27 protein-coding genes and 1 riboswitch are annotated in these 26,012 nt (G+C 44.0%); of the genes, 1 reads left to right on the top strand and 26 read right to left on the bottom strand.

Annotated elements, in window-relative coordinates; genetic code table 11:
- Positions 1 to 172: 172 nt before the first annotated feature.
- The 21 genes from FPZ44_RS07160 to FPZ44_RS07060 form a co-directional block, all read right to left on the bottom strand.
- Entirely contained in the window at positions 173 to 916 is a 744-nt protein-coding gene (locus tag FPZ44_RS07160) for a pseudouridine synthase (protein WP_144988708.1), read from the bottom strand.
- A 158-nt stretch (positions 917 to 1,074) separates the two neighbouring features.
- A complete protein-coding gene (locus FPZ44_RS07155) occupies positions 1,075 to 1,608 on the bottom strand; it encodes a spore maturation protein (RefSeq protein ID WP_028593491.1) in 534 nt (177 codons plus the stop codon).
- A 53-nt stretch (positions 1,609 to 1,661) separates the two neighbouring features.
- Positions 1,662 to 2,291, bottom strand: a complete 630-nt coding sequence (locus FPZ44_RS07150; protein WP_144988706.1) for a nucleoside recognition domain-containing protein — start codon at positions 2,289 to 2,291, stop codon at positions 1,662 to 1,664.
- 97 nt (positions 2,292 to 2,388) lie between these two features.
- Entirely contained in the window at positions 2,389 to 3,558 is a 1,170-nt protein-coding gene (locus FPZ44_RS07145; protein WP_261378239.1) for a D-alanyl-D-alanine carboxypeptidase family protein, read from the bottom strand.
- Between the two features lie 240 nt (positions 3,559 to 3,798).
- Positions 3,799 to 4,263, bottom strand: coding sequence for a GerW family sporulation protein (gene ytfJ, locus FPZ44_RS07140; RefSeq protein ID WP_144988704.1), 465 nt, complete (start codon positions 4,261 to 4,263; stop codon positions 3,799 to 3,801).
- Positions 4,236 to 4,928: a DUF2953 domain-containing protein gene (locus FPZ44_RS07135; RefSeq protein WP_144988702.1), complete on the bottom strand. Its 693-nt coding sequence runs from the start codon at positions 4,926 to 4,928 to the stop codon at positions 4,236 to 4,238. Before FPZ44_RS07135 ends, ytfJ begins: the two co-directional genes overlap by 28 nt.
- Before the next feature lie 181 nt (positions 4,929 to 5,109).
- The gene (locus FPZ44_RS07130; RefSeq protein ID WP_144988700.1) at positions 5,110 to 5,814 is read right to left on the bottom strand and encodes a metal-dependent hydrolase; all 705 of its coding nucleotides are present in this window, start codon (positions 5,812 to 5,814) and stop codon (positions 5,110 to 5,112) included.
- Positions 5,804 to 6,424 (bottom strand): SMC-Scp complex subunit ScpB, encoded by a 621-nt coding sequence (scpB, locus tag FPZ44_RS07125; RefSeq protein WP_144988698.1) that lies wholly within the window; start codon positions 6,422 to 6,424, stop codon positions 5,804 to 5,806. The genes FPZ44_RS07130 and scpB overlap by 11 nt, the downstream gene beginning before the upstream one ends.
- Positions 6,393 to 7,184, bottom strand: coding sequence for a segregation and condensation protein A (locus FPZ44_RS07120; RefSeq protein ID WP_144988696.1), 792 nt, complete (start codon positions 7,182 to 7,184; stop codon positions 6,393 to 6,395). Before FPZ44_RS07120 ends, scpB begins: the two co-directional genes overlap by 32 nt.
- Positions 7,185 to 7,251: 67 nt before the next feature.
- Entirely contained in the window at positions 7,252 to 7,719 is a 468-nt protein-coding gene (gene ribH, locus FPZ44_RS07115) for a 6,7-dimethyl-8-ribityllumazine synthase (RefSeq protein ID WP_144988694.1), read from the bottom strand.
- A gap of 52 nt (positions 7,720 to 7,771) precedes the next feature.
- Positions 7,772 to 8,986 (bottom strand): bifunctional 3,4-dihydroxy-2-butanone-4-phosphate synthase/GTP cyclohydrolase II, encoded by a 1,215-nt coding sequence (locus tag FPZ44_RS07110; RefSeq protein WP_261378238.1) that lies wholly within the window; start codon positions 8,984 to 8,986, stop codon positions 7,772 to 7,774.
- Positions 8,987 to 9,015: 29 nt separating this feature from the next.
- Positions 9,016 to 9,705: a riboflavin synthase gene (gene ribE / locus FPZ44_RS07105; protein WP_144988690.1), complete on the bottom strand. Its 690-nt coding sequence runs from the start codon at positions 9,703 to 9,705 to the stop codon at positions 9,016 to 9,018.
- Positions 9,690 to 10,847 carry a bifunctional diaminohydroxyphosphoribosylaminopyrimidine deaminase/5-amino-6-(5-phosphoribosylamino)uracil reductase RibD gene (gene ribD, locus FPZ44_RS07100; protein WP_144988688.1) on the bottom strand — a complete coding sequence of 386 codons (1,158 nt, stop codon included), beginning with the start codon at positions 10,845 to 10,847 and terminating at the stop codon, positions 9,690 to 9,692. Before ribD ends, ribE begins: the two co-directional genes overlap by 16 nt.
- Before the next feature lie 390 nt (positions 10,848 to 11,237).
- Positions 11,238 to 11,404, bottom strand: a riboswitch (FMN riboswitch).
- A 264-nt stretch (positions 11,405 to 11,668) separates the two neighbouring features.
- Positions 11,669 to 12,097, bottom strand: coding sequence for a peptidylprolyl isomerase (locus FPZ44_RS07095; protein ID WP_144988686.1), 429 nt, complete (start codon positions 12,095 to 12,097; stop codon positions 11,669 to 11,671).
- Between the two features lie 219 nt (positions 12,098 to 12,316).
- Positions 12,317 to 13,651, bottom strand: a complete 1,335-nt coding sequence (gene lysA / locus FPZ44_RS07090) for a diaminopimelate decarboxylase (protein ID WP_144991726.1) — start codon at positions 13,649 to 13,651, stop codon at positions 12,317 to 12,319.
- A gap of 113 nt (positions 13,652 to 13,764) precedes the next feature.
- Positions 13,765 to 15,504 (bottom strand): spore germination protein, encoded by a 1,740-nt coding sequence (locus FPZ44_RS07085; protein ID WP_418789129.1) that lies wholly within the window; start codon positions 15,502 to 15,504, stop codon positions 13,765 to 13,767.
- 219 nt (positions 15,505 to 15,723) lie between these two features.
- Complete coding sequence (sigF, locus tag FPZ44_RS07080; protein WP_144988684.1) at positions 15,724 to 16,479, bottom strand: RNA polymerase sporulation sigma factor SigF; 756 nt, start codon at positions 16,477 to 16,479, stop codon at positions 15,724 to 15,726.
- Between the two features lie 11 nt (positions 16,480 to 16,490).
- Entirely contained in the window at positions 16,491 to 16,955 is a 465-nt protein-coding gene (spoIIAB, locus tag FPZ44_RS07075; RefSeq protein WP_144988682.1) for an anti-sigma F factor, read from the bottom strand.
- Entirely contained in the window at positions 16,952 to 17,305 is a 354-nt protein-coding gene (spoIIAA, locus tag FPZ44_RS07070; protein WP_144988680.1) for an anti-sigma F factor antagonist, read from the bottom strand. Before spoIIAA ends, spoIIAB begins: the two co-directional genes overlap by 4 nt.
- Before the next feature lie 85 nt (positions 17,306 to 17,390).
- On the bottom strand, positions 17,391 to 18,626 hold the full coding sequence (locus FPZ44_RS07065) for a D-alanyl-D-alanine carboxypeptidase family protein (protein WP_144991724.1): 1,236 nt from the start codon (positions 18,624 to 18,626) through the stop codon (positions 17,391 to 17,393).
- Between the two features lie 244 nt (positions 18,627 to 18,870).
- Complete coding sequence (locus tag FPZ44_RS07060) at positions 18,871 to 19,293, bottom strand: hypothetical protein (RefSeq protein WP_144988678.1); 423 nt, start codon at positions 19,291 to 19,293, stop codon at positions 18,871 to 18,873.
- A 471-nt stretch (positions 19,294 to 19,764) separates the two neighbouring features.
- Between FPZ44_RS07060 and FPZ44_RS07055 the strand changes: the two genes are divergently transcribed.
- Positions 19,765 to 21,033, top strand: a complete 1,269-nt coding sequence (locus FPZ44_RS07055; RefSeq protein WP_144988676.1) for a Glu/Leu/Phe/Val family dehydrogenase — start codon at positions 19,765 to 19,767, stop codon at positions 21,031 to 21,033.
- A gap of 88 nt (positions 21,034 to 21,121) precedes the next feature.
- On the opposite strand, the gene FPZ44_RS07050 is transcribed toward FPZ44_RS07055, so the two are convergent.
- From FPZ44_RS07050 to FPZ44_RS07030, 5 genes are all read right to left on the bottom strand, one after another.
- The gene (locus FPZ44_RS07050; RefSeq protein WP_144988674.1) at positions 21,122 to 22,450 is read right to left on the bottom strand and encodes a pyrimidine-nucleoside phosphorylase; all 1,329 of its coding nucleotides are present in this window, start codon (positions 22,448 to 22,450) and stop codon (positions 21,122 to 21,124) included.
- Between the two features lie 67 nt (positions 22,451 to 22,517).
- Positions 22,518 to 23,345, bottom strand: coding sequence for a purine-nucleoside phosphorylase (locus tag FPZ44_RS07045; RefSeq protein ID WP_144988672.1), 828 nt, complete (start codon positions 23,343 to 23,345; stop codon positions 22,518 to 22,520).
- Positions 23,346 to 23,405: 60 nt separating this feature from the next.
- The gene (gene deoB, locus FPZ44_RS07040; RefSeq protein ID WP_144988670.1) at positions 23,406 to 24,584 is read right to left on the bottom strand and encodes a phosphopentomutase; all 1,179 of its coding nucleotides are present in this window, start codon (positions 24,582 to 24,584) and stop codon (positions 23,406 to 23,408) included.
- A 69-nt stretch (positions 24,585 to 24,653) separates the two neighbouring features.
- On the bottom strand, positions 24,654 to 25,583 hold the full coding sequence (locus FPZ44_RS07035; protein WP_144988668.1) for a tyrosine recombinase: 930 nt from the start codon (positions 25,581 to 25,583) through the stop codon (positions 24,654 to 24,656).
- A gap of 79 nt (positions 25,584 to 25,662) precedes the next feature.
- On the bottom strand, positions 25,663 to 25,899 hold the full coding sequence (locus FPZ44_RS07030) for a DUF4227 family protein (protein WP_144988666.1): 237 nt from the start codon (positions 25,897 to 25,899) through the stop codon (positions 25,663 to 25,665).
- Positions 25,900 to 26,012 lie beyond the last annotated feature (113 nt).

The raw sequence follows: 26,012 nt of genomic DNA, 5'->3' as shown, positions 1-26,012 counted from the left end.
ATTAGGCGGCGCAGTTCAAACAATTCGATTACACCGAACACGTCCATTATAATCCATATACGCAAGGACACATCTTCCTTTTTATGAAATTTATGTGTCATAGAAGGGCGACACGTTTGCTAAATGCTATTAGATGCCACAAATTGTTCACGCATCTTGTAACGCCAGCATGTTATTTTAAGCGTTCCGTTTTGACAGGTGATTGCTTGAGTTCGTTGATCTCAGCCTTCGTCAATAGACGATGCTTACCTCGAACAAGACCTTGCAGCGTAATATTTCCAAATTGAACACGCTTCAGACGCGTTACCGGATGTCCAATTGCTTCAAACATCCTTCTCACTTGACGGTTACGACCTTCATAAATCGTCATACTAATCGTTGCGACATTTTGCTCCAAGTCAACATCGAAATACTCAACTTCTGCAGGCTGAGTCATTCCATCATCAAGCATAATGCCTTTCTTAAGCATCTCTAGCTTATCGCCATGTGGAATACCTTTAACCGTAGCTCGATAAATCTTGCCAACGTGGTGGCGTGGATGTGTCAGCCAATTCGCCAATTCACCATCGTTTGTCAGAATTAACAATCCTTCGGTGTCATAGTCCAAACGACCAACCGGATATACACGAGTCTTTATCTTTTTAAGAAAATCCTTAACCGTCTTACGGCCCTCAGGATCTGACATCGATGTAATTACACCTTTCGGTTTATAGAAAGCGATAACGACTTTCTCAGCCGCCTTTCTCAACGGACGGCCATTCACTGTAATCTCATCCGTATCAGGATTCGCTTTGACGCCAAGTGTCAACACAAGCTCACCGTTTACTTCTACTTTTCCATCTAATATCAATTGCTCACATTTGCGGCGAGACGCTATACCTGCATTCGCCATAACTTTTTGAAGACGTTCTTCCATTTGTGTCATTCACCTCAAACCTATGATATCCGTTCGTGAACAAGTCCACAAGCGAAACTGATAAAAACATGTCGAAACAAGAAAAAACACCCTGTTTTAGGTGCATATCACCTAGAAACTGGGCGTCTCTATCACATTATAACACATTTACGCATCCATTATACAAATATAAGCATACAAATGATAATGGCCGCTACAAATCCTACAATATCTGAAAATAGCCCTACTTTTAATGCGTAGCGTCCTTTGCGAATACCAATGGCCCCGAAATAGACAGTTAGCACATATAACGTAGTATCTGTACTTCCTTGAATCGTAGAGGCAATTCGACCAATGAGCGAATCAGGGCCGTACGTTTTAATCAAATCCGTTGTGAACGCGAGCGAGCCGGCTCCTGTAATAGGTCTAAGAAACGCTAATGGCATAACTTCACTTGGTATTCCGAACCAATCGAGCAGTGGTCTCATCAGCCCCACAAGCCAATCCATTGCACCCGATGCTCGAAATACACTAATGGCGACCATCATACCAACTAAAGTCGGAATGATGTTGATCGATGTCTGGAACCCATCCTTGGCACCTTCGACAAACGATTCATACACCGGAACTCGCTTCATATATGCGTATAGGGGGATGAAGACGATAATGGCTGGAATCGCCCAAGTAGAAATGGTTGTCAAGAACGCATACAAGCTCCATCATCCTTTCTGCACACGCATTACCGTATTAGACAGCTGTTAACAAGCTATGGTCCTGCTGGCACAGAATTCGATTCATGATGTTGGGTATGCGGCGGGCTTTTTGTTCGAGATCGGTACCAACGATCTGCAGCGATGGCAGCTATTGTAGCAACCATTGTAGCTAATAAAGTCGTTCCAACGATTTCAGCCGGATTAGCGGAATCAAAGTTCATGCGAATGGCTATTAATGTGGTTGGTATTAACGTGATACTTGAGGTGTTAATCGCCAAAAGGGTACACATTGCTGGTGTGGCCGTTGATTTATCAGGATTCAGTTTCTGCAGCTCCTGCATAGCTCGAATGCCCATTGGGGTAGCTGCATTACCCAACCCTAATAAATTGGCGCTCATATTTGACATAATGAAACCTAACGCAGGATGGTTGCGCGGAACATCCGGGAATAAATAACGCACCACAGGTCCAAGCAATTTAGCTAATGACTTTAGCAAGCCCGCATCCTCTGCTATGCGCATCATCCCCAGCCAAAATACCATAACGCTGATAAGGCCGAAACTTACCGTAACACCCGTCTTAGCACCATCAAATACAGCTTCGGTTACAGCTTCGATTCGCCCTTGTGCAGCAGCTGCAATAAATCCTACAACCAGCATAAAAATCCATATCGCATTAACCATGCTGCTCCCCCTCATTCACTTAATGTGAAACTTGTCCAGCGCACTCACCTCTCCCTGATTCTGTGCGCTACACATAAAGCAATAAGCTCTTTAATGTTTATTGGGTATTTCTCTGATTCGCTTCTGCTTGTTCTGTTTTCATTTGCATTGATTGCTTAATCGGTATTGATCCAATCAACTTATCCTCTAACCAAATGGATAGCTTGCCACGATGACCTAGTCGATAATCAAGAGAATTTGGTTGAAACCATTCAACTTTTTGCTGGATTTTCGACTGTTCCTCTGAACGTAAAGGATAGCTCCACGACGCATCCATCTCATATGGTTGTCCTTCCAGTTTATAACCTTTTTCAATGACGTTCGTTAATGGATAGTGTGTAAACCCATAGTCAAGCAAAGCTTGATGATCATTCCAATCATCGCCATCATTCAATGTAACTACAGCAAGCTGTTGTCCATTACGGGTAGCAGAGCTTACTAAACAACGCAGCGCATCGCTCGTATATCCCGTCTTAACGCCATCCGCTCCAGCGTAGAAACGAAGCATCTTGTTTTTATTTGTCCATTTGTAATCCCATTTTTCAATTGGATTTGGGACAACCTTAACTTTCGTCTTTACAATTGTTTGAAAATGCTTGTTATGCAACGCATACGCACTTATTCGTGCAAGATCATGCGCGGAAGTGTAGTGTTCTTTTTGGTCCAACCCATGTGGATTGCGAAAACTCGTATTTTCAAGACCAAGCTCCTCCGACTTTTGATTCATCATATAAACAAAGCCGTCTTCTGAGCCGCCAACATGTTCTGCGATTGCTACAGCCGCATCATTTCCAGAGCGAAGCATCAGACCATATATCAAATGCTGCAGCGTCATTTCTTCACCTAAACGCAAATATATCGATGATCCTTCTTTGCCAACTGCGCGCTTACTCGTTTTCACTTTGTCATTTAACTTTCCAGACTCCAACGCCACAATCGCGGTCATAATTTTTGTTGTACTAGCCATAGGCAGACGCGTTTCCCCGTTATCACTATGAAGAATCCTGCCAGTTGACACATCGATTAAGGCAAACGCTTTTGCTCCCGTTCTAGGTGCTTCTGAAGAATTGCTTTTGCTTTTCTTCTTATTGCTTTTCTTTTTTTCTTTGCTCACTGTTATAACTTCATACTGATCGTTCATTTTTATCGCTTCTGCATTACCCAGTTGGAAGATAGGGTTCCATAGCAGTACAAGGGCAATGACGGCTGCTAGCTTCCGATGAATCATTAATTCGTAATCCTCCTTCATGATGTCAGAACATGGAGTTCAGTCTGGATAAGACCTGCTCCTCACGCCGTAATTCATATGTATGCGAATACGATGCTACGTATGTCCAACATTTTGTCCAAGCTATTCCCATGTAAAATGGTTCAAAAAAAGCGCCATACCCACGCAGCCGCATGTTGCTTCAGCCAAACGACTGAATGACAGCTCGAGTTTATTGACGCTTTTGATTTCATACAGTCACTATGAATCGGCATGTGTGTTATGGTTATGTGTTGTTTGCTTCTGAGCGTGACTATCTTTACGCTTAAATAGAGATTCAAGTCGATCAATAATTTGCGGAGTCGAATCGATAATTTTTTCTAACAAGTGAGTATTGTTATCCATCGATACAACCTGCACATTTTGTTTTCCTACTACAAGGAAGCCAATCGGGTTCATATATACACCGCCCCCGCTTCCTCCTCCGAACGGTTGCTGTGGCGGATAGCGATGTACTTGCTGGTTTTGATTTTGTGACTTTTCACCGTTAATAATTCGATAGTCACTTCCCCCTGCCGCAAATCCGATACCAACCCTGCTAATTGGAATGATGACAGAACCATCTGGCGTTTGTACAGGATCACCGACAATTGCATTAACATCGATCATCCCTTTAATATTTTCCAGAGCGACTTGCATCAAGCCTTCGATTGGATGCTCCGCCATTGCTTAACTCCTCCTTCAGCCCGCTTGATGCGGAAAATGAGCACAATCACTGCAAAAATAGCATGTACGACACGAATTCGACCTATGCACAGAAACCTTGTGGAAAATACAGGACAATCAAATCGAGGAACGACTTCTACATCAGGTAAGCGTCGGAAGGTCAGCAGTTGGGTAATAAAGCCTGTTACTCCACCAATTACAGCCCATGCTAATCCATACAGCATCCCCGTATGGGCAGCATTTGTCGTTCCGTATTCGGTATCCCATATGTAGCTGTCCACTTCAATATGATCTAGTGTTTGTAAACCCCACTTTTCAAATCCATATGTACGAGCGACCACACGCACTATTTCTTTGTTCCACTTCTTAATGGTTTCAGCTCCGATAAAATTACGCATTCGTTCTTTGTGTTTGCCCGCCCAAGACTGCTCTTTCTGCTTGGACTTCATACTGAACCCTTGCTTAAAATTTTGAAATTGAATGCTGCGGATCTCATATCGCCAACGAACGATTCCATAGACGGCTCTAATCCCAATCCATACCCGCTCGTGCTTGCCCTGTTTTGAGATAACTAGCTTTACCTCCAGATGAGACATCAGTACGGTCACATTAAAGCCAATTACGATTGCCGCAGCAAGCAAGAAGCTCCATAGCCATATGAGCATCTGCAAGTCACCCCTCTTCCTGCAATGCTCGTATTATAGCCACATGTATCCAACTCCATGCAGGGCAACTAAGAATACATATAAAATAGAAAAAGAGCTACCCCATTAGCAGCATTAGCTACTATGGAACAGCTCTCTTTTTCAACATTTCATTCAAACAAATAACTAAACATTATACCTTCTATACGAATTGCCACGTAGATGTATCCAGCACTTGGCCAGGCTCCATAACAATCCCTTTAATACCGAACTGCTTTAGCTTCTCAGCATACTCATGTCCATCTTGTTCAATAAGCGAGAACGTATTGTAATGAATAGGGACAACAACCTTAGCTTGTAACCATTGTGCCGCAAGCAGCGCGTCCGTAGGATCCATCGTAAAATGGCTGCCAATCGGCAAAAATGCAATATCCGGTGCATATCGTTCCCCGATAAGTTTCATATCCGAGAACAAGGCCGTATCTCCTGCATGATATATCGTTACGCCCTCCATTTGAAGAACGAAGCCTGCTGGGTTACCTAAATAAATAATCTCTCCATCCACAATAGCCGATGAACTATGCAAAGCTGGCACCCATTTTAGTTCCCCAAACGGGAATGAGGCGCCACCGCCGATATTCATAGGCACAACGGATTCAAGACCTTGCAGAGATAAATAAGCTGCAAGTTCAACTATCGTAATGACAGTCGCATCGTTTCGCTTCGCTATATTGATTGCATCCCCAGTATGATCATCATGACCATGTGTCAGAAGAATCGTATCCGCTTGAATCGTTTCTGCAGATTCTACAGCGACAGGATTACCTGTCAAGAAAGGATCAACAAGGATGGAATGTTCTTGCCCAGTAATTTGAATACATGCATGTCCATGAAATTTAATCTGCATCTTCCTGATTCCCTCCAACATCTTCAATAGTTAGCTGCCTACTATCTAACTTCGCGAATAGAAGCTGGGTTTCCTCCTCCAAGCCATCTGTTTGCTCAAATTGAGCTGCCTCAGGCAATTCTTCCAAGCTGGAAAGAGCGAAATAATCAAGAAATGATTTTGTCGTACCATAAAGAATCGGACGCCCAATCGCCTCCGCACGGCCAACCTCTTCAATAAGATCTTTATTAACAAGCGTTTGAATCGCCCGATCAGACTTGACTCCACGCACTTCTTCGATCTCAACGCGGGTAATCGGCTGTCTATACGCCACGATGGATAATGTCTCTAGCGCTGCTTGAGACAAAGATGCACGAGCAGGTGAATACGCCATCTTTTCAAAATAAGGCACATGTTCAGGCAGCGTCGCTAAATGATACATGCCTGCTATCACAAGAACTTGAATACCGCGCTTATTTCGCTCAAAGTCTCCTTTTAAATCTTGCACTGCTTCCTCAACGACTTCCACACGCTGCTCCGTAATTTCGGCCATATGCTTGGTACTTAATCCTTCTTCTCCTGCCATAAACAGCAGGCCTTCAATAATCGACTTCAACTCTTGAAAGTTCATCTGTGTCCACCTCACCTTGCCACTGAATGACGATATCCTCAAATCGCTGATCTTGATGGCAGCGAATATGTTTTGTTTTCATTAACTCCAATAGTGCTAAGAAAGTGACCACAATCTCATGACGTGCCATTTCTTCACTTAATAGCTTGGAGAACATGACCTTACTTCCTTTTCCTGAAGGCTTGAGCATACCAACAATATCGCGTATTCGATCCTTAACGGATATTTCATCACGATGAATGGTTGCTACTTGCTCTTTGCGCTGAGATTTGCTGAGCGCTTTTTGGAACGCACGAACAAGATCTGCCACATGCAATCCTTCAACTGGATTAGCAGGAGCAGACGGCAAATATGTGCTTAAATCCTCGGCTTCCTTTGTGAAAATGTGACTTCTTACGGTTTCCTTTTCGCGCAAATGTTGAGCAATGCCCTTAAATTTACGGTACTCGATCAGCTTGCGAATAAGCTCATCACGAGGATCTTCTTCTTCCTCTTCGTACTCAGGATAGTCTTCCCATTCCATAACAGGAGGTTTGGGCAGCAACTGCTTGGACTTCATAGATAATAATGTAGCCGCCATAACGAGGAACTCACTCGTAATATCCAACTCTAGCTCCTGCATACTTTGCAAATATTCCATATATTGATCAGTAATTTCGCTAATAGAGATGTCTTGAATATCAATTTCAGACTTGTCCACTAAGTGAAGCAACAGATCAAGCGGACCTTCGAAATGATCAAGCTTATATGTAACGGACACCCCGTAATTCCCCCTGAAAAAAACAAATGTAGCACCCCAGGTAAAAGGGTACTACATTAACTAAGCACTATTTTAACTGTTTCGTCAAGTTAGCCATCTCGATCGCAGTCGCTGCTGCTTCCCATCCCTTATTGCCTGCCTTTGTACCCGCTCGCTCAATCGCTTGCTCAATTGAATCCGTTGTAAGTACGCCGAATATCGTAGGAACCCCAGTTTTCAAGCCTATTTGCGCAACTCCTTTTGCCACTTCATTGCAAACATAGTCGAAATGCGGTGTCGAGCCTCGGATGACAGCTCCAAGTGTGATAATCGCGTCATACTTTCCACTTTCCGCTAATTTTTGTGTAATTAATGGTATTTCAAACGCCCCAGGTACCCAAGCAATATCAATCTCGTCATCCTGCACACCGTGACGCTTCAACGCATCCAATGCACCTGAAACAAGTTTGGATACGATAAATTCATTGAACCTTCCAGCTACGACACCGTACTTAAGACCTTCCGAAATGAGATGACCTTCAAAAATATGCGGCATAATAACAACCTCCTATTATAATAGATAATTCGTATAAATGAGCACTAGACCGTTAGGACGAGTAGTCAAACAAATGTCCAAGCTTCTCTTTCTTTGTATGAAGATAACGACGATTCGATGTATTTTCTGGCATTTGCAGCGGGACTCTTTCCGCAATTTGCAGTCCATATCCTTCTAGTCCAGTAATTTTTCTCGGATTATTGCTCATAAGTCGGATGCTCCGGACCCCGATATCCTTCAATATTTGTGCACCAATTCCGTAATCTCTTAGATCTGCAGCAAACCCCAGCTTCGTATTCGCATCAACTGTGTCATAGCCTTCTTCTTGCAAATTGTAAGCTCGAAGCTTATTAATTAACCCAATTCCTCGGCCCTCTTGGCGCATGTACAGCAGCACTCCACTGCCTGCTTCTTCAATATGTTGCAAGGCTGCTGCCAACTGCGGTCCACAGTCACATCGATGTGAATGGAAGATGTCTCCCGTTAAACACTCAGAATGTACACGTACAAGCACAGGCTGAGAGGGATCAATTTCTCCCTTTACCATTGCAATATGCTCTTTATTGTCAACGGCATTCGTATAAGCAATCATGCGAAATTGTCCGTATTCCGTCGGCATGCTCGCCTCGACTTCACGTTGAATTAGCTTTTCCTGCGAATGCCGATATTGAATCAGATCCCGAATGCAAATTAACTTCAGGCCATGCTTCTCTTTCAGCTCAATCAAATCTGGCAGCCTCGCCATCGTTCCATCTTCATTCATAATCTCACAAATGACGCCAGCTGGAGCTGAACCGCTCATACGTGCCAGATCAACTGCAGCCTCTGTATGACCGGCACGACGCAGCACTCCACCCTTTTTCGCTACTAGCGGAAATATATGACCAGGACGTCTAAAATCGTCCGCCTTTGAAGCAGGATCGATAAGTGCCTGTATCGTTAACGATCGTTCATGTGCAGAAATGCCTGTCGTTGTGTTCATATGATCGACCGAGATCGTGAACGCTGTACCATGAAAATCGGTATTATGGCTAACCATAGGAGGAAGATTAAGCTCTACGGCCCGTTCAGGTGTAATCGGAACACAAACGAGTCCGCGCCCCTCTGTTATCATAAAATTAATGACGTCAGGTGCAGCCTTGTCTGCTAGCGCGATGAAATCTCCTTCATTTTCACGATCCTCATCATCTACTACAATAATGACTTTCCCTGCTTTCAAATCTTCCACTGCTGCTTCAATCGGATCGAAATAAAATGGCTCGCTCACGGGCATTCCCCTCCTTAATCCGTTAATTGTTAAAAGAATCCGTGCTCAGCAAGAAAACTCTCTGTCAATTGCGATGATTTCGAACTGGAGTGCTCCAAATTATCACCAACGCCGTGGTCGTTTGTACTTGCGAAGCGAAGTAGTCTTTCAACGTATTTGCCTAGTACGTCGCACTCTACATTCACCGTGTCACCCATCTTTTTATGAGCTAGCGAAGTTTTACTCAATGTATGCGGGATAATAGATACAGCAAAGTTGCTATCATCCGCTTGTATAAGTGTCAAACTAATGCCGTCAATTGTGATTGAACCTTTCGGAATCATATATCGCTCTATGCCTGGCTGCTCTAGTTGAAATTCGAATACGATGGCATTGGCATCAACTACTCGATTCACAATAACGGCCGTCCCGTCAATATGACCTTGGACAATATGACCACCAAATCGTCCATTAGCAGCCATCGCTCGCTCCAAATTAATAGATACACCAGGACGCAGCTGTTTCAAGTTCGTATGACGATACGTTTGTGGCATAACATCTGCATGGAACGATGCGCCACTATATGCTGTCACCGTCAAGCAAACACCATTGACCGCAATACTATCTCCGAGCTTCACTCCTTCGAGCACTTGGTTAGCGCGGATGCAAAGCACCAGGGCTTCTCCCTGCTTGCTAACCGAATGAAGTGTGCCAACTTCTTCAACTAAACCTGTGAACAAGCTGCATTCACCTCCTGCGCATCTTGTAACTCTCTTAATTTTCGGTTCAACGGGCTGCCGCTAATGATGACGTTGTCCCCAATCGTTTCCACTTGCAAACCCTCCAACTGCAGTGCATCTTGCATGCTCTCTACTCCTTCAAAATTGAAGACAGATGGAGCCTTAGGATGACCGACAATTTTGGGAGCTACCATAAGTAGAACGCGATCGATAAGCCCAGCCTTAAGCATGGCGCCATTCAACGTGCCTCCACCTTCAAGTAAAATAGACCCGATCTCTTCCTTAGCACAAAGCTTCATAGCTAACGTAAGATCAACAACTGGTCCGTCATTTACTCGAATGATGCGTACCCCCCGCTCCTCTAATCCGTATGCAGTGTGCTCATTTGCTCGGGTTGTCGTAAGTACCCAAGTCGGTGCTGCTTCATCCTTCACAAGGCGAGCATCCAACGGCATTCTTAGCTTAGAGTCGACGATGATTCGAATTGGATTCAACGCTGGCACCGACAGCCGAGTTGTCAGTGATGGATTATCCTGCAACACCGTCTCAATTCCAACCATAATCGCTTGATGGCGATGACGCAGTGCATGGACACGTTCACGAACATCTGCGTTCGTAATCCATTTGCTGTCGCCTGTATGCGTGGCAATTTTCCCGTCCAGCGTGGATGCTGTCTTCATCGTCACATACGGCAGTTTCGTCAACATAAACTTTGCAAACATCGTAATGAGCGATTTGGCTTCTTCCTGCAATACACCAACAGCCACTTCGATTCCATTATCATGTAATGCCGTTAACCCACGACCTGCAACTTGCGGATTAGGGTCAACACAGCCAACAACAACTCGCTTAACACCCGCCTCAATCAATCGCAAGCAGCATGGAGGCGTACGGCCATAATGGCTGCAAGGTTCCAACGTTACATAGGCAGTTGCCCCTTTCGTAAGCTCACCCGCCATTTGCAAAGCATGAACTTCTGCATGCCCTTCGCCGCGCATCAAATGCGCACCCATGCCCACAACACGGCCTCCATGGACGATGACACAGCCTACAGGCGGATTAATGCTCGTTTGGCCAATGACACGCTCTGCCAATTGAATCGCTAATTGCATGTAGAACTCATCATCAAGCCGTGGAATCATACAAACACCTCCTCTTCACATTTCTCGAAAATGTACGAGCTAAACTTGCCGATGTAGTTGCGTACAACTACAAACGAACAACAGAAAAACCCCTCGGAACAATACTCCGAAGGGTCATTAGGTCGAATAATCAGGTATGTACGATGCTTCACATGAACGGCAAATGCTTGTAGGCAGCGACAAAACTACTTTATCAGCATAAGCAAATAAACCGATGTCAATTTACCTGCATAGAGCAAATAAACTACAGCGTTAGGCCAAAAATGACCGTCATGTAAAATACAGCGCGTCGAAAATGAAATGCATCTACATCTGCTCCGTCCTAATTGATATGATAACCAAATATCATAGCCAAATAAGAGCAAGCAGCAGTCACACTCCACCTGTCCTGATATCCTTCTCCCATCCAGACTATACTGTCGGCTCTGGAGTTGCACCAGATCCACCGTCTACGATATTCAACCGCATCCGGGTCACGGACTAAGCATAAAGAGCAAATATCGCACTCTTAATACATCACCGCCGGTTGGGACTTTCACCCGACCCCGAAGGATAAATCATATAAAATTGTGTTATTTCCGAACTGCAATACCATGCAGCAAGGAAATATGACATCGACTATACAAGTCTTGCCATGTATGTTACACCCGCATTTCGAAAATTGCAATAGTCTCTCCACATATTGCCGTATGTACTCCTTCAAAACAAAATGAATCAACGACAAAAAGCCCTAGCTGCCCATTGCTTAAAACAATGGATAACTAAGGCTTTAATTAACGTACTAACGCACATTAGCAGTTAGCATCTTTAATGAGCTATTATTAAGCTACTGTTACGGACTTCATTTTGTCACCTTGTTTGATTTGGTCAACAAGTTCCATACCTTCTGTTACTTGGCCAAATACAGTATGAACGCCATCCAAATGCGGGAATGGAGCGTAGCAAATGAAGAACTGGCTTCCGCCTGTGTCTTTACCTGCATGTGCCATAGACAATGCACCGCGCACATGCTTGTGCGTGTTGCCAGCTGTCTCACATTTGATTGTGTAGCCAGGGCCGCCTGTGCCTGTACCGTGCGGACATCCGCCTTGAGCGACGAAGTCTTTAATAACGCGGTGGAACGTCAAACCGTTATAGAAACCTTCGTTAGCCAATTTCTCAAAGTTTGCAACAGTTCCTGGAGCTTCTTGATCGAATAACTCGATTACAACGTTTCCGCCTTTTTCTAGTTCAAATGTAGCTGTTTTCATATGTAAACATCCCTTCTGTATTGCGAGTCTAAAACACAATGAAAATAGTATAGCATTTAAGCTTCCAAGGCTCAACCCAAATAAACTGGATCAACATTACTATGAAAGGTATAAGCAACAATCCGTCCTATATACGCTGCTTAACTAAACAATATAAAAAGCCAGTCGAAACCAAACCGTCCTCGACGATTTGGTTAACGACCAGCTTCTGGCTATACATTAAACTTGAACTGCACTCTTCTTCTGAAGGCGAGCAGGGATCACATCTTTCCCTACAATATCCTGATGCGTCTCACGTTCTACAACTACATCAGCCTGACCCTCGTGCACAAACAAAACAGCAGGACGACGGATACGGTTGTAGTTGTTTGCCATTGCATAGTTGTATGCACCTGTACATGAAACAGCAAGTAAATCATCTTGTTTTACTTTTGGCAAAGAAAGATCCCAAATGAGCATATCTCCACTCTCACAGCATTTACCAGCGATAGATACGACTTCTTCAGTCGCATCGTTTGCACGGTTGGCAAGCACTGCTTCGTAACGGGACTCATATAGAGCAGGACGCGGGTTATCCGTCATACCGCCATCTACAGCTACATACTTGCGTACACCAGGAATTTCTTTTACAGAACCTACTGTGTACAGCGTTGTACCTGCTTCACCGACGATACTACGGCCTGGTTCAACCCAGATCTCAGGCAACGTTGGGCCAATTCCTGCAAAATGTTGTTTCACACCATCTGTAATCGCCTTGACGTAGTCGGATACAGCCAATGGAGTATCTCCATCCACATAGCGAATACCAAACCCTCCGCCCAAGTTTACTACTTTGAACGTAGTGCCTGTCTGCTCTTTAATAGAGCGAGCAAATTGAGCAACGCGTTCTACTGCCATTTGGAAACCTTGTACCTCAAAGATTTGCGAGCCGATATGAGAATGAATACCGAGCAAATCAATATGATCCGCATTTGCTGCTTCTTGAACAGCAACAGCAGCCGTACCGTTACCAATATCAAAGCCAAACTTCGAATCTGTCTGGCCTGTTGAAATATATTCATGCGTATGCGCTTCAACACCTGGTGTTACACGAAGCAGCACATTAACACGAACGCCGCGTTCCTTAGCGATCGCATTCAATAACTGAAGCTCATTGAAGTTGTCCACGACAAAGCAGCCAATTTGTGCGTCGATAGCCATTTCAATCTCATCAGGAGTCTTGTTGTTACCATGGAAATGGATACGTTGTGCAGGGAACCCTGCCTGTAATGCCGTAAACAGCTCTCCATCTGAAACGACATCAAGCGACAATCCTTCTTCTTCAGCAAGTCTGCACATCGCCATTACACAGAAAGCTTTACTTGCATATGCCACTTGGAAAGTCAGGCCAGAAGCACGAAATGCTTCCATATATTGACGACAACGCTCACGAACAAGCGCCTCATCAACTATATAAAGAGGTGTGCCGAATTGAGCCTTCAATGCGGTCACATCACAGCCACCAATCGTTAGATGCCCCTCATTATTGATAGTACTCGTTCCATGTAGATACATCGTTTTATTCCCCATTTCTACGCGATATACTGGTTTTGGTACCATGATTATAGCAACTCTTGGTGTTGTTTACCAATGGACTAAATTGTGTTTCATTTGCATTTTATGCGATTTTATTTTTGTTTGTTACGCATTTTCGTACGGTCTTTTGGTTTGTTTAAGCTTGGTCGATCCTTGTTGTTGAGCACAGGCTGACGAACAAAAATATTGAACATCGCCTTTGCATTAAATGGTATAAACGGCCACAGGTAGGACGAATTGTACGAGCGATGTAAAGTTAAAACGATTATATATATCGTGATCCCAATAATCAAGCCATGCACCTTGAAGAAGGCAACCGCAAAAAGCAAAATTAACCTGACTATGCGATTGGCGAGTGCTAACTCATAGCTCGGTGTCGCAAACATTCCTACAGCTGCAAAAGCCATGTAGAGTATGACCTCATACACAAAAACACCTGTCTTAACAGCTATTTCTCCAAGCAGTATGGCAGCCACCAAAGTCATTGCTGTTGCTAACGGAGCTGGTGTATGAATGGACGCCATCCTCATTAAGTCAACCCCAAATTCCGCAAGAACAAACTGCAGAAGGAGAGGAAGCTTACCTGTCTCTTGTGGGCCTAGTATTTGTAGATAGGCTGGCTTCAAGCCCGGCTCTATAACTAACAACAACCAGAGCGGAAGCAAAAACAATGAAGCAAATATACCCAAAAATCTGATCCAGCGCAAGTAGGTACCCATAAATGCTGTCTGGCGATTTTCTTCTGCGTGCTGACAAAGATCAAAAAATGTCGTAGGCATTATCATGACAGACGGAGAAGTATCAACCAGAATGACCACACTTCCGTCCAACAGATGATCGGCAACGACATCAGGTCGTTCGGAGTAACGAACAAGCGGATATGGATTCCATCCCTTCTGAATGATTGCTTCTTCCAGCTGTTTATCCGCTAACGGAAGTCCGTAGACATCGACTGCCTGTATTTTTTTTCGTATCGACTCTACAAGACGAATGTCTGCAATATCATCGATATAAAGAATGGACACGTCGGTTTGTGTTCGGCGCCCAACTTGCATGATTTCTACCTTCAATCCCGGATCACGAACTCTTCGCCGCACAAGTGCCACATTCGTTAGCAGGGTCTCGTTAAATCCATCTCTTGCTCCTCGTACCACTTTTTCCAATGAAGGCTCATCTGGTCCACGTGCGGGATAGTTACGGGTATCTAGCACAATAGAAGTAGATTCCTGCTCTATGTAGAATACGCTGTAACCTTGGAATACTTTGTTTATAGTCTGACTCATTGAAGTCATAAGCTCAACTTGAATATGTGGAATGTAAAGGTCAAAAAAAGCTCTGAGCGCATCTGCACTTATTTGCTTCTCATCCAACATACTCAGCCGCGCTAGTACAATTTGCATGATGTTGTCTTTTGCAAAGCCAGATACAAAGAAATAACCAAACTTACGTCCTGCAAATGTCATTTCTCGGAAAACGAGATCGAATGATTCGCCTAGCCCCGAGACATCCTTTAACGTCCCTTTTACCTTTTCAATATCAGTCGGAATCTTATCATCGCCTTGCCAATACTTTACCGATTCCACCAAGCTGTTTGAATACTCTTGCTTGCGCTTCCTAGCGTGCTCTGGACTCTCCTTACCAACAGGACTGCCTGCAGTTCGATCTGGAATTTGATTTGATGCCTGATTCGCATTCGGTGCCCGCTCCTGCTCCCCCTGTTGTTCAGAAGATTTTGACGTATTTCGTTCTTCAGTGTGTGATGAATCCTGGTCATCGGAAACTGTATCTTTTTGCTCTCCATCTTGCTGCTCTGTATCCCGTGTATCAGCCACCGTCTTCCCTCCTTCTTACCTTCAACTTCACATTTACCTAGATCAATATCTAGATGGACATTCCTTAGTATGGAACAGAAGGAAGAAGTTCATGAATGCATACCGCAATAATTAATAGGACCGCACAAAAAAACAACCGCTCTCCCCACTGAAGGGAAGAAGCGGCTGCTAATTCGCACATAACGTTCTACTTATTCAGTTATACAATTTGTATGTTCATTACTGAGCGATTTGTGACTTAATGGTCTGTAATATTTTTTTCTCCAGCCTTGACACTTGCACTTGAGAAATGCCAAGCCGGCTTGCAACTTCAGACTGCGTCTGGTCTCGGAAGTATCTCAAATACACAATTAGACGTTCACGCTCATTTAGTCCCTCAATCGCCTCATTAAGAGCAAGCTTATCAAACCACTTCTCTTGTGACTCATCTGCAATTTGGTCCATTAGCGTTATCGGATCGCCATCATTTTCGAATACCGTCTCATGGATCGATGTCGGCGGCTTGTTCGCTTCCTGAGCAAATACAACATCCTCTGGAGAAACCCCGAGCTCTTCCGCCACTTCCTTAATCGTCGGTAATCTATTCAGCCTCTTGGACAGCTCGTCCTTCGTCTTACGGACTTTGTTCGCCATCTCCTTAAGGGAACGACTGACCTTAAGTGTTCCATCATCACGCAAAAAGCGTTGAATTTCCCCAATAATCATCGGTACGGCATAAGTCGAAAACTTCACGTCGTAAGACAAATCGAACTTATCCACTGATTTCAACAACCCAATGCATCCGATCTGGAACAAATCATCAGGCTCATATCCACGATTCATAAAACGCTGCACAACAGACCATACGAGCCGAATATTACAATTTACCAACGTCTCACGAGCCAGACTATCACCAGATTGGCTGAGCGCAATGAGACGTTTTACTTCTGCGTCGTCTAAGTAGCCGGGTGATGATTGTCTCATATCGGCCTCCATTGCTCCAACCTCTAGTTATAGAGCGCTTTTTTTGATTCAATCCGCTTTTTCATACGGATGCTTGTTCCTGCACCATGCTCGCTATTCACTTCAAACTCATCCATGAAATTTTCCATAATGGTGAAACCCATTCCTGAGCGCTCCATGTCTGGTTTGGATGTATACAGCGGCTGACGTGCCATTTCGAGATCTTCGATTCCATTGCCTTCATCCGAAACATAGATCGTTACTTCTTCCCCTACGATTTCAGCAGAAATCGTTACGACTCCGTTTGGATTATTGTCATACCCGTGAATAATAGAGTTCGTAACCGCTTCCGAGATTACCGTTTTCAAGTCTGTCAACTCGTCCATTGTAGGATCCAACTGAGATACAAATGCCGCAACTGTAACTCGAGCAAATGCTTCGTTCTCAGACCGGCTGGCAAATTGCAGTTTCATATGATTCGTGTGATTCGTGGTAGACAGCTCATTCATGAGACGACCTCCAGACCAGTAAGTGCTGTATGCTCACTATCATAAACGTTCATAATCTTAAACAACCCGGAAAGCTCAAATAGTCGACGAACTGCAGGGTTCATATCGCAAACGACCATCTTTCCGCCTTTTCCTTTAAGCAACTTGTAGCGTCCCAATATGACACCAAGTCCGGAACTATCCATAAACGAAAGCTCCTTCAAACTTAGTACGACATGATTGACCTGACCACGTTGAATCGCTTCGTCCAATTGAGCACGCACCAACTCTGCAGTATGATGATCCAATTCTCCCTTTAGCCGGGTAATTAGAACATTACGTTGATGCTCAAGCTCTACATGCAAATTCATGCTTTCACTCTCCTCCCACATTGCCGAACCTTTTCGTTGCCGAAACCTCTAATTCCTGCCCGCCGACAAAACTAGAACCTCCCCATCAATCATTGACAAAAAACAACTTAGAAGTTGCCCGTTTAAGCAGTGTCCACCAGCCAGCTTTCGCAATATCACGATCTGATTCGACAGGAATCTCGCGAATGACTTGTTCTCCCTGATAGACGACAATTTTCCCAATCGATTGTCCCTTGGCAATGGGAGCCGATAAAGATTCAGGTGCGGATAGCTCGAAGCGAACTTTATCTTTGCTAGCCCCTTTTTTAAGCAACAGATGATACGGTTGCTCTGCTTTTAGCTCCAGCTTGGACTGCATGCCCTTCTCGATCTGAACTTCGCCAATGCGATCCCCTTTTTTAAGAAGAGGAACATTCATATATTGAGCAAATGCATAGTCGAACATCTGTGTCACTTCTGCATTGCGTGTTTTCGTATTCGGCTCACCTAACACGACTGCAACAACACGTAAATTATCCCGCTTCGCAGTTGCGGACAAACAATATTTAGCTTCTGATGTGTAGCCTGTCTTCAATCCGTCAGCACCGCTATAGAAGCGAACAAGCTTGTTTGTGTTGACAAGCCAAAACTTCTTATCCGTATGTTGTCGCAAATAGTCTTCGTAGGCACCTGTAAACTTTGTTACTTCCGGATATTTCAACAGCTCACGAGACATAATCGCAATATCTTTCGCGGAAGTATAATGATTGTTTGCTGGTAGGCCATTGCAATTTACGAAATTGGTATTGTTCATTCCGATTTTCTTGGCCTTCTCATTCATAAGCTGAACAAATGCTTGCTCGGAACCTGCTATCTTCTCCGCAATTGCTACTGAGGCATCATTTCCGGAAGCCATTGCGATTCCTTTGAGAATATCGCGTACGCTCATTTCTTCACCAGGTTCTAAAAAGATCTGGGACCCACCCATGGAAGCGGCATATTCACTCGTCGAAACTTTGTCATCCCATTTTATTTTCCCATCCTGTATAGCCTCCATAGCAAGCAACATCGTCATAATCTTTGTAATGCTTGCAGGAGGCAGGCGATCATTGCTGTTTTTCTCATAAATGATAGTTCCCGTATCTGCATCCATAAGCACGGCAGATCGAGCATTGGATGCTAGCTGTAAAGCATCTGTACTTGTTGAGACTTCCGTAACTGGGCTTGTATCTGCTGCCTGATTCGTATTCGTATTCACAGGTGGCAGATCGAGCCCATACACTGCTGATGATCCTGTTAGAATCAATGCTCCACACAATGTGATACAGACAAAGAGCTGCATCGTTCGGCTTTTACGACTCATGTCGTTTCCCTCCTCATTGATTGTCTATCCACTCTAACTCTCTAAACCTGCATAAGATTATGTATGTACATTCTCGCAAAATGAATAGTTGTCATTCATAGCGATTACGAATACATAAGAGAGAAAGAATGCCTTTTCACATTGTCGACCTCTTGCGCCTAAAATATTCCACACATAAAAAAAAGCACAGCACGCATAATGCGTAACTGTGCTTTCTTCCCTATTATCTAGTTCTAGACGATTTTCTACGAATAACACGAGTAAACTCTGAGTTGAGTACACGATGCGTAGGATTCAAGTTGCCTCCCGCTGTTTTACCAAATACACCTAGAAGCGCGCTGCGGCCAGTAATTTTGATTTCTACCTCAAATTGCAAAACGTTGCGGTTCAAGTTAACCGAAAGAAAATCAGACGATCCTGGAGCAAGGGTTACGGAATCTCTCGTAATAAGTTTTTTCTTACCGTTTAGCCTAAATACAGACACCTCGGCTTTAACTTGGCCAGTACCGTTATTCAAAACTTTTGCAATTACACTAGTAGAACGATTGTTTGCCGCATTTTCTAGTGGACCTGTGGAAAATGTCCTAGAAGTAGAGGTATTAGTAGTAGTTGCTCCTGCAGTCTCACTATTACTGCTGAATCCCATATAAACAACTCCTTTATGTTTTATCCCTACTATAAGATGCAGCATCACTCTTTTTTGAAAGGTACATTCGTTGGAAGGTACATTCACCTTACTAGATATGAGCAGAGATATAAGCAGATTCAAAGACGATTTAACGATCTCGACGGGATTGACAGACAATGATCTGGTATTTTGAAAATGTATAATTATGCATGCACTGTATTGTGATAAAGCTTTAATTGTCTTATAAAATATGGTTTCTCGTTGTCCCATGCCACCTAACAAACATAGAAATATAAAGGTCCATAAAGATTTCTTTTATGCTCATATAAAAAATTTCATTCACATCGATAGCAAGTTTATAAGTTGACCGACCGCATATTTATGATAAAATACAAGAAAATATTTAGATAGTGCAAATGAAAGGACCTATTCCAGGAATCCTTTCAAATAACTTACACCATTGAAAAATAAATAATTTGGAGGAGAACCATGGCTATTACATCAACAGCAGTTAAGCAAGAGACATTGAATCCTTACGAGATTGTACAGAGGCAGATCGAAATTGCGGCATCTCACTTGAATTTGCCACAGCAAGAAATCGAATTTTTGAAGCGTCCTATGCGTGTACTCACTGTTAACTTTGCAGTAAAGATGGATGATGGTTCTGTAAAAGTATTTGAAGGCTATCGTTCGCAGCATAATGATGCAATCGGACCAACAAAAGGCGGCATCCGTTTTCACCCAGATGTAACACTCGATGAAGTAAAAGCTTTGTCTATGTGGATGAGCTTCAAATGTGGCGTTGTCAGCTTGCCATACGGCGGCGGTAAAGGCGGAGTCATCTGTAACCCTGCGGAGATGAGCAAAGGCGAACTGGAGCGTCTCAGCCGCGGATTTATGGAAGCAATCGCTGACTTCGTAGGCCCTGACAAAGACATTCCAGCTCCGGATGTTTATACAAACGCTCAAGTCATGGCTTGGATGGTGGATACCTACAGCAAAAAGAAAGGCTCCTTCCAACCTGGTGTCATTACAGGTAAACCGATTATTCTTGGTGGCTCTAAAGGGCGCAATGAAGCTACTGCTCGTGGCTGCGTATTTACGATTCTAGAAGCTCTTGAAGAATTGGGTAAGAAGCCAAACGAAGCAACCGTTGCGATTCAAGGCTACGGCAATGCAGGACGTATCGCTGCGGAGTTGCTAACAGAGCTTGGATTTACTATCGTGGCAGTTAGCGATTCGAAGGGTGCTATTTACAATCAGAACGGTCTAGACCTAGAAGCAGTTAATGCGTGTAAAGACGCAGGATCATTGGCTAATTACGATAAAAAGTATCAAATCACTGCGGAAAGCATTTTAGAGCTGGATGTAGATGTGCTCATCCCTGCTGCATTGGAGAACGTAATTACATCTGTGAATGCCGATAATGTTAAAGCTAAAATTGTCGCTGAAGCAGCAAACGGCCCTACAACACCAGAAGCAGATAAAATTTTGAGCGAAAAGGGAGTCTTGGTCATTCCAGACATCCTTGCTAATGCAGGCGGTGTAACCGTATCCTACTTTGAATGGGTACAAAACTTAATGAGCTTCTATTGGAGCGAAGAAGAAGTAAATGAGAAGCTTCAAGTGAAAATGGTAGAAGCTTACCGTGAGGTTCGTTTCTTAGCTAAAGAACATCAAACCGATCTGCGTACAGCTGCGTTTATGATTTCGATCAAGCGCATCGCAGAAGCAATGCGCATTCGTGGTTGGGTGTAATAGATAGAAATAAATAAGAAAGCTGCTTATTCCCTCGAAGGGAACAAGCAGCTTTTCTTGTAGTTATTTAATAAATATAAAGATTAGACTATACAAAACGTTGTACGCCATCTTTTGTTACGATCGCATAAACGAGTGGTTTCTCTTCAACTGGCTCTGCAGACAGCTGATATGCTTGGATAATACGCTGCTTGGATTCTTCTACACGTGATTCATCATTCACATGAAGGATAGCAAGCACATCGCCTTTTTTCACTTCGTCAGCTACCTTTTTACGAAGGTCAAGTCCAACAGCCAAATCGATGACACTTTCCTTCGTCTCACGGCCAGCACCTAACAGCATAGCCGCAATTCCGATGCTCTCCGCTTCGATGCTTGAAACGTAACCATCATTTTCAGCAAGGACTTCAATACGTTTAGCTGCATGAGGAAGCTTAGCTGTATCTTCAACCATAGCTACATCTCCGCCTTGCGCTTCAACAAGCTGTTTCAAGCGCTCGAATGCTGAACCGTCAGCAATCGTTTTCTCAAGAATCTCACGTGCTTCTTCCGTAGTAGTAGCTTGTTTGCCAAGCACGACCATATGAGAACCTAGAATCATAGACAATTCATGAAGATCCTCGGGGCCTTTGCCATGCAGTGTCGCAATCGCTTCTTCTACTTCAAGACCGTTACCAATAAGATGTCCCAATGGTTGATCCATATCAGAAATAATCGCAACGGTATCACGACCTACCTCTGTTCCGATATCAACCATCGCTTGTGCAAGTGCAATGGAATCATCAAGCGTTTTCATAAATGCACCGCTACCTGTCTTAACATCAAGTACGATCGCATCTGCACCAGCCGCAATCTTCTTACTCATAACAGAGCTTGCGATAAGCGGAATCGATTCTACTGTTGCTGTTACGTCACGTAATGCATAAAGCTTCTTATCAGCCGGTGTGATATTGCCGCTCTGACCGATCAAGGATACACCGATTTCATTCACTTGCTTAATGAACGTTTCACGCGGAAGCTCAACTTGGTAACCTGCAATCGCTTCCAACTTGTCTATCGTTCCACCTGTGTGTCCAAGCCCGCGTCCTGACATTTTTGCTACAGGAACACCTGCTGCTGCAACCATAGGTGCAAGAATTAAAGTTGTTTTGTCGCCAACACCACCAGTAGAGTGCTTGTCTACTTTGACACCAGCAATTGGGCTCAAATCAATCTGATCGCCAGACTTCGCCATTTCCAATGTCAATTGTGCAGTTTCCTTAGCACTCATACCTTGGAAGTAAATAGCCATAGCCCATGCTGCTACTTGATAGTCAGGGACATTCCCTTCACTGTATCCACGCACCATAAATGTAATTTCTTCTGGTGTAAGTTCCTTACCTTCACGCTTCTTCTGAATAATGTCTACTGCTCTCATGTTAATTCCTCCTACCTGAGGTTGTTCTTGTTGTTCAATTGCATTAATTGCATGATAACCTCGGCGATTACATTGCAGGTATGATATCTAGCACAAGCCCTAGGAATTGCTCCTTAACCTGTTCTGCTGTCTCCATAACTTCTTCGTGTGAAAGTGGCTGATCAAGGATTCCGGCTGCCATATTGCTAATACAAGATATCCCTAGCACTTCAAGGCCAGCGTGTCTTGCTACGATAACCTCCGACACGGTCGACATACCCACCGCATCAGCTCCAAGTGTACGCATCATTCGAATCTCGGCAGGTGTCTCATAGTTAGGTCCTAGTAGACCAACATAGACACCTTCCTGGAACGTAAATGAATGACGCGCGGCAACTTCTTTAGCAATGGCACGCAAGCGCTTACTATAAGCTTCCGACATATCAGGAAAACGAACGCCAAATTGCTCATCATTTGGACCGATGAGCGGATTACGCGCAGTCAGGTTCAAATGATCGCTGATAAGCATTAAATCACCTGCATGATAAGCAGTATTAATGCCTCCTGCTGCATTCGTTACAAGCAACTGCTTAACACCAACTGCCTTCATGACACGTACTGGGAATGCAGTAAGCTCTGGACCGTATCCTTCATAAATATGAAAGCGACCTTTCATTAACATAACGGTTCGTCCACGAATCGTACCAATCAGCAATTCACCAGCATGACCTTCAACCGTTGACTTCGGAAAGTGCGGGATATCTTCATATGCAATAGTAGTCGGGTTCTCAACTAAGTTGCTGAGAACCCCCAATCCTGACCCAAGAATCAAACCAATCTCAGGTTGATGGGAAGTACGGCTTTGAATATAAGCCGCAGCTTCCTGCACTTGATTATACGTTGTTACTAAACTCATCACTTAACATCCTCCCTAATATGTATTAAGGAGCTAGATGCACTCTCATGATGTATATTCTTATAGCTCCGACAAGAAGCTTGTTCCGATCTCTGGAAGCTTCGCTCCAAAGTTATCAGCTACTGTAGCACCCAAATCCGCGAATGTCGCACGAATTCCAAGCGAGCGACCTGGCTCAATAGATGGGCTGTATACCAACAAAGGTACATATTCACGCGTATGATCTGTACCTGGGTGGATTGGGTCATTCCCGTGGTCAGCTGTAATGATAAGCAGATCGTCAGGACCTGTCATTTCCAACAATTTTGGAACAGCAGCATCGAACTCTTCCAATGCGCCTGCGTAGCCCTCTGGATCACGACGATGCCCGAATAAGGAATCAAAGTCTACCAAGTTTGTGAACAACAAACCTTCGAAAGATTGTCCCATCACATCAATCGTCGTTTCGATACCATGTGCGTTGCTCTTCGTTGGGTATGAAGCAGTAATACCTTCGCCACTGAAAATATCGTTAATTTTGCCGACGGAAATGACATCCTTACCAACTTCTTTAAGCGCATCCAATACCGTTGGTGACGGCGGAGATACCGCATAGTCATGACGGTTAGGCGTACGCTTGAAGTTGCCTGGAGTTCCAACATACGGTCTTGCAATTACACGACCAACCATGAATTCTTCCTGCAGCGTAAGCTCACGAGCAATTTCACAAGCACGGTACAATTCATCTAGCGGGATAATTTCTTCATGAGCCGCAAGCTGGAATACACTGTCAGCAGATGTATATACGATCCAGCTGCCAGTCTTCATTTGCTCTTCGCCATATTGATCCAATACTTCAGTACCAGAAGCAGGCTTGTTGCAAAGTACTTTGCGGCCTGTTTTTTCTTCAAATTGACGAAGCAATGCTTCCGGGAAACCATCTGGGTATGTTTGGAATGGAGTCGTGATGTTTAGACCCATCAATTCCCAATGGCCAGTCATTGTATCTTTACCAACGGAGATTTCGGCCATTTTGCCATATACTCCTGTTGGTGCATCTACAGGTTTCAACGCGCCCAAGTCAGCAATGGATCCCAAGCCGAGTTGATTCATGTGTGGAATCTTAACAGCTGGAACTCGTTCAATAATATGACCTAGTGTATGCGAGCCTTTATCGCCAAAAGATTCAGCATCAGGAAGCTCACCAATACCGACACTATCCAACACGATAACGGTTACTTTTTTGAATTTGCGTGACATCGTACCACTCCTCTTTGTCTCTTTGCTATTGTGCTTAGGGCACGTCATGCTCATACGCAATATAGCAGCTTACTTATTTTTCTTAGCTCTCGGATGAGCAGATGAATATACTTCCTTCATATTTGGCTTCTCAGGAATGGAGGCGTAACGCTGTGTCGTTGCCGCATCCGCATGGCCAAGCAGTTCTTGTACAACACGAATATCAGCCCCATTGTTCAACAAATGAACAGCAAAAGTCTGACGAAGCATTTGCAAAGTCAGATCTGGCATATCTGGTATATGTGCTGCATACGTGCGAAGACGCTTCCAGAACCCTTGTCGAGTCATCCGCTGTCCATGACGATTTAGAAATAGAGCTTGTCCTTCCTGCATTTTATCTCCAGATGACTGGGACTGCAAGTCTTCTCTGCTCTTCTCCAAATAAATTCGAATCGCTTCAATGGCTACTTCCCCGAGTGGAACTATGCGCTCCTTGCGATTCATCACACAACGAACGAATCCCAATTGCAAATTCACATCCGATATGTTCAAATCCAACAGCTCAGATACACGGGCACCTGTTCCATAAAGCGTTTCCAGCATGGCACGATCTCGAATTCCTTGCGGTGTGTGCAGCGAAGGCGCTTCCAATAGCCTGCCAACTTGTTCAATCGACAGTACCGTTAACTGCTTAGGGTCGCTTTTAGGAACTTCAAGATCCATTGTTGGATCCTTACTAGCTTCCCCTTCCCGAATCAAATAACGATAGAAGGCACGAAGAGCGGCCTTATGTCTCGTAATCGTCGATGCAGCCCGTCCTTGCCTTCTTAGCCAACTCACATAATGAAATAAATGTACAGGAAGCACTTCATTTGCTTGCTCGATACCTTCAGCTGACAAGTGACGAACAAAAGATTGAATATCCCGCTCGTATGCATCTTTCGTATGAGGGGATATTTGACGTTCGTCGGTTAGATACTGCATATATTGCGCCATTTGTCGTTCCAACGTCGTCTTCATCTTCGTCAATCTCCTTCTCTTACACTTTAACACCATTTATGTACGACTTCCACCACAAAGAAGGCAATATTAATTGCCGTTATTCTCCAAGCCAGTAATACAACTTCAAACGTTCACGAAATTGTTCGGGTTCCATATCTAAGTCCACGTTAGGATGGAACACTTTTACAGCACGGCCTTGCGGCTCACGGTACTTATTCACCGGAGCGATCCAAACCGAAACAAAACTAAGCAGTTGTACCACTACATACGTAGCCAAGAAAAAAATGACAATAAATCTTAAGCGCTGCATGAGAGATCGAATGGATACAATCAACGTCTACACACCTTTCCAAAATGGAATGACACACCGAGAATGAAAATTCCGAACCATTTTTCATCTATCATAATCAACGTATGTCCACTCTAGATTGGTTATACCCCATTGTG

This window comes from Paenibacillus agilis (assembly GCF_007786455.1).
Classification (GTDB): Bacteria; Bacillota; Bacilli; order Paenibacillales; family Paenibacillaceae; genus Paenibacillus_B; species Paenibacillus_B agilis.
The sequence above is the reverse complement of the archived record's forward strand: the minus strand, read 5'-3'. Positions and strand labels throughout refer to the sequence as shown.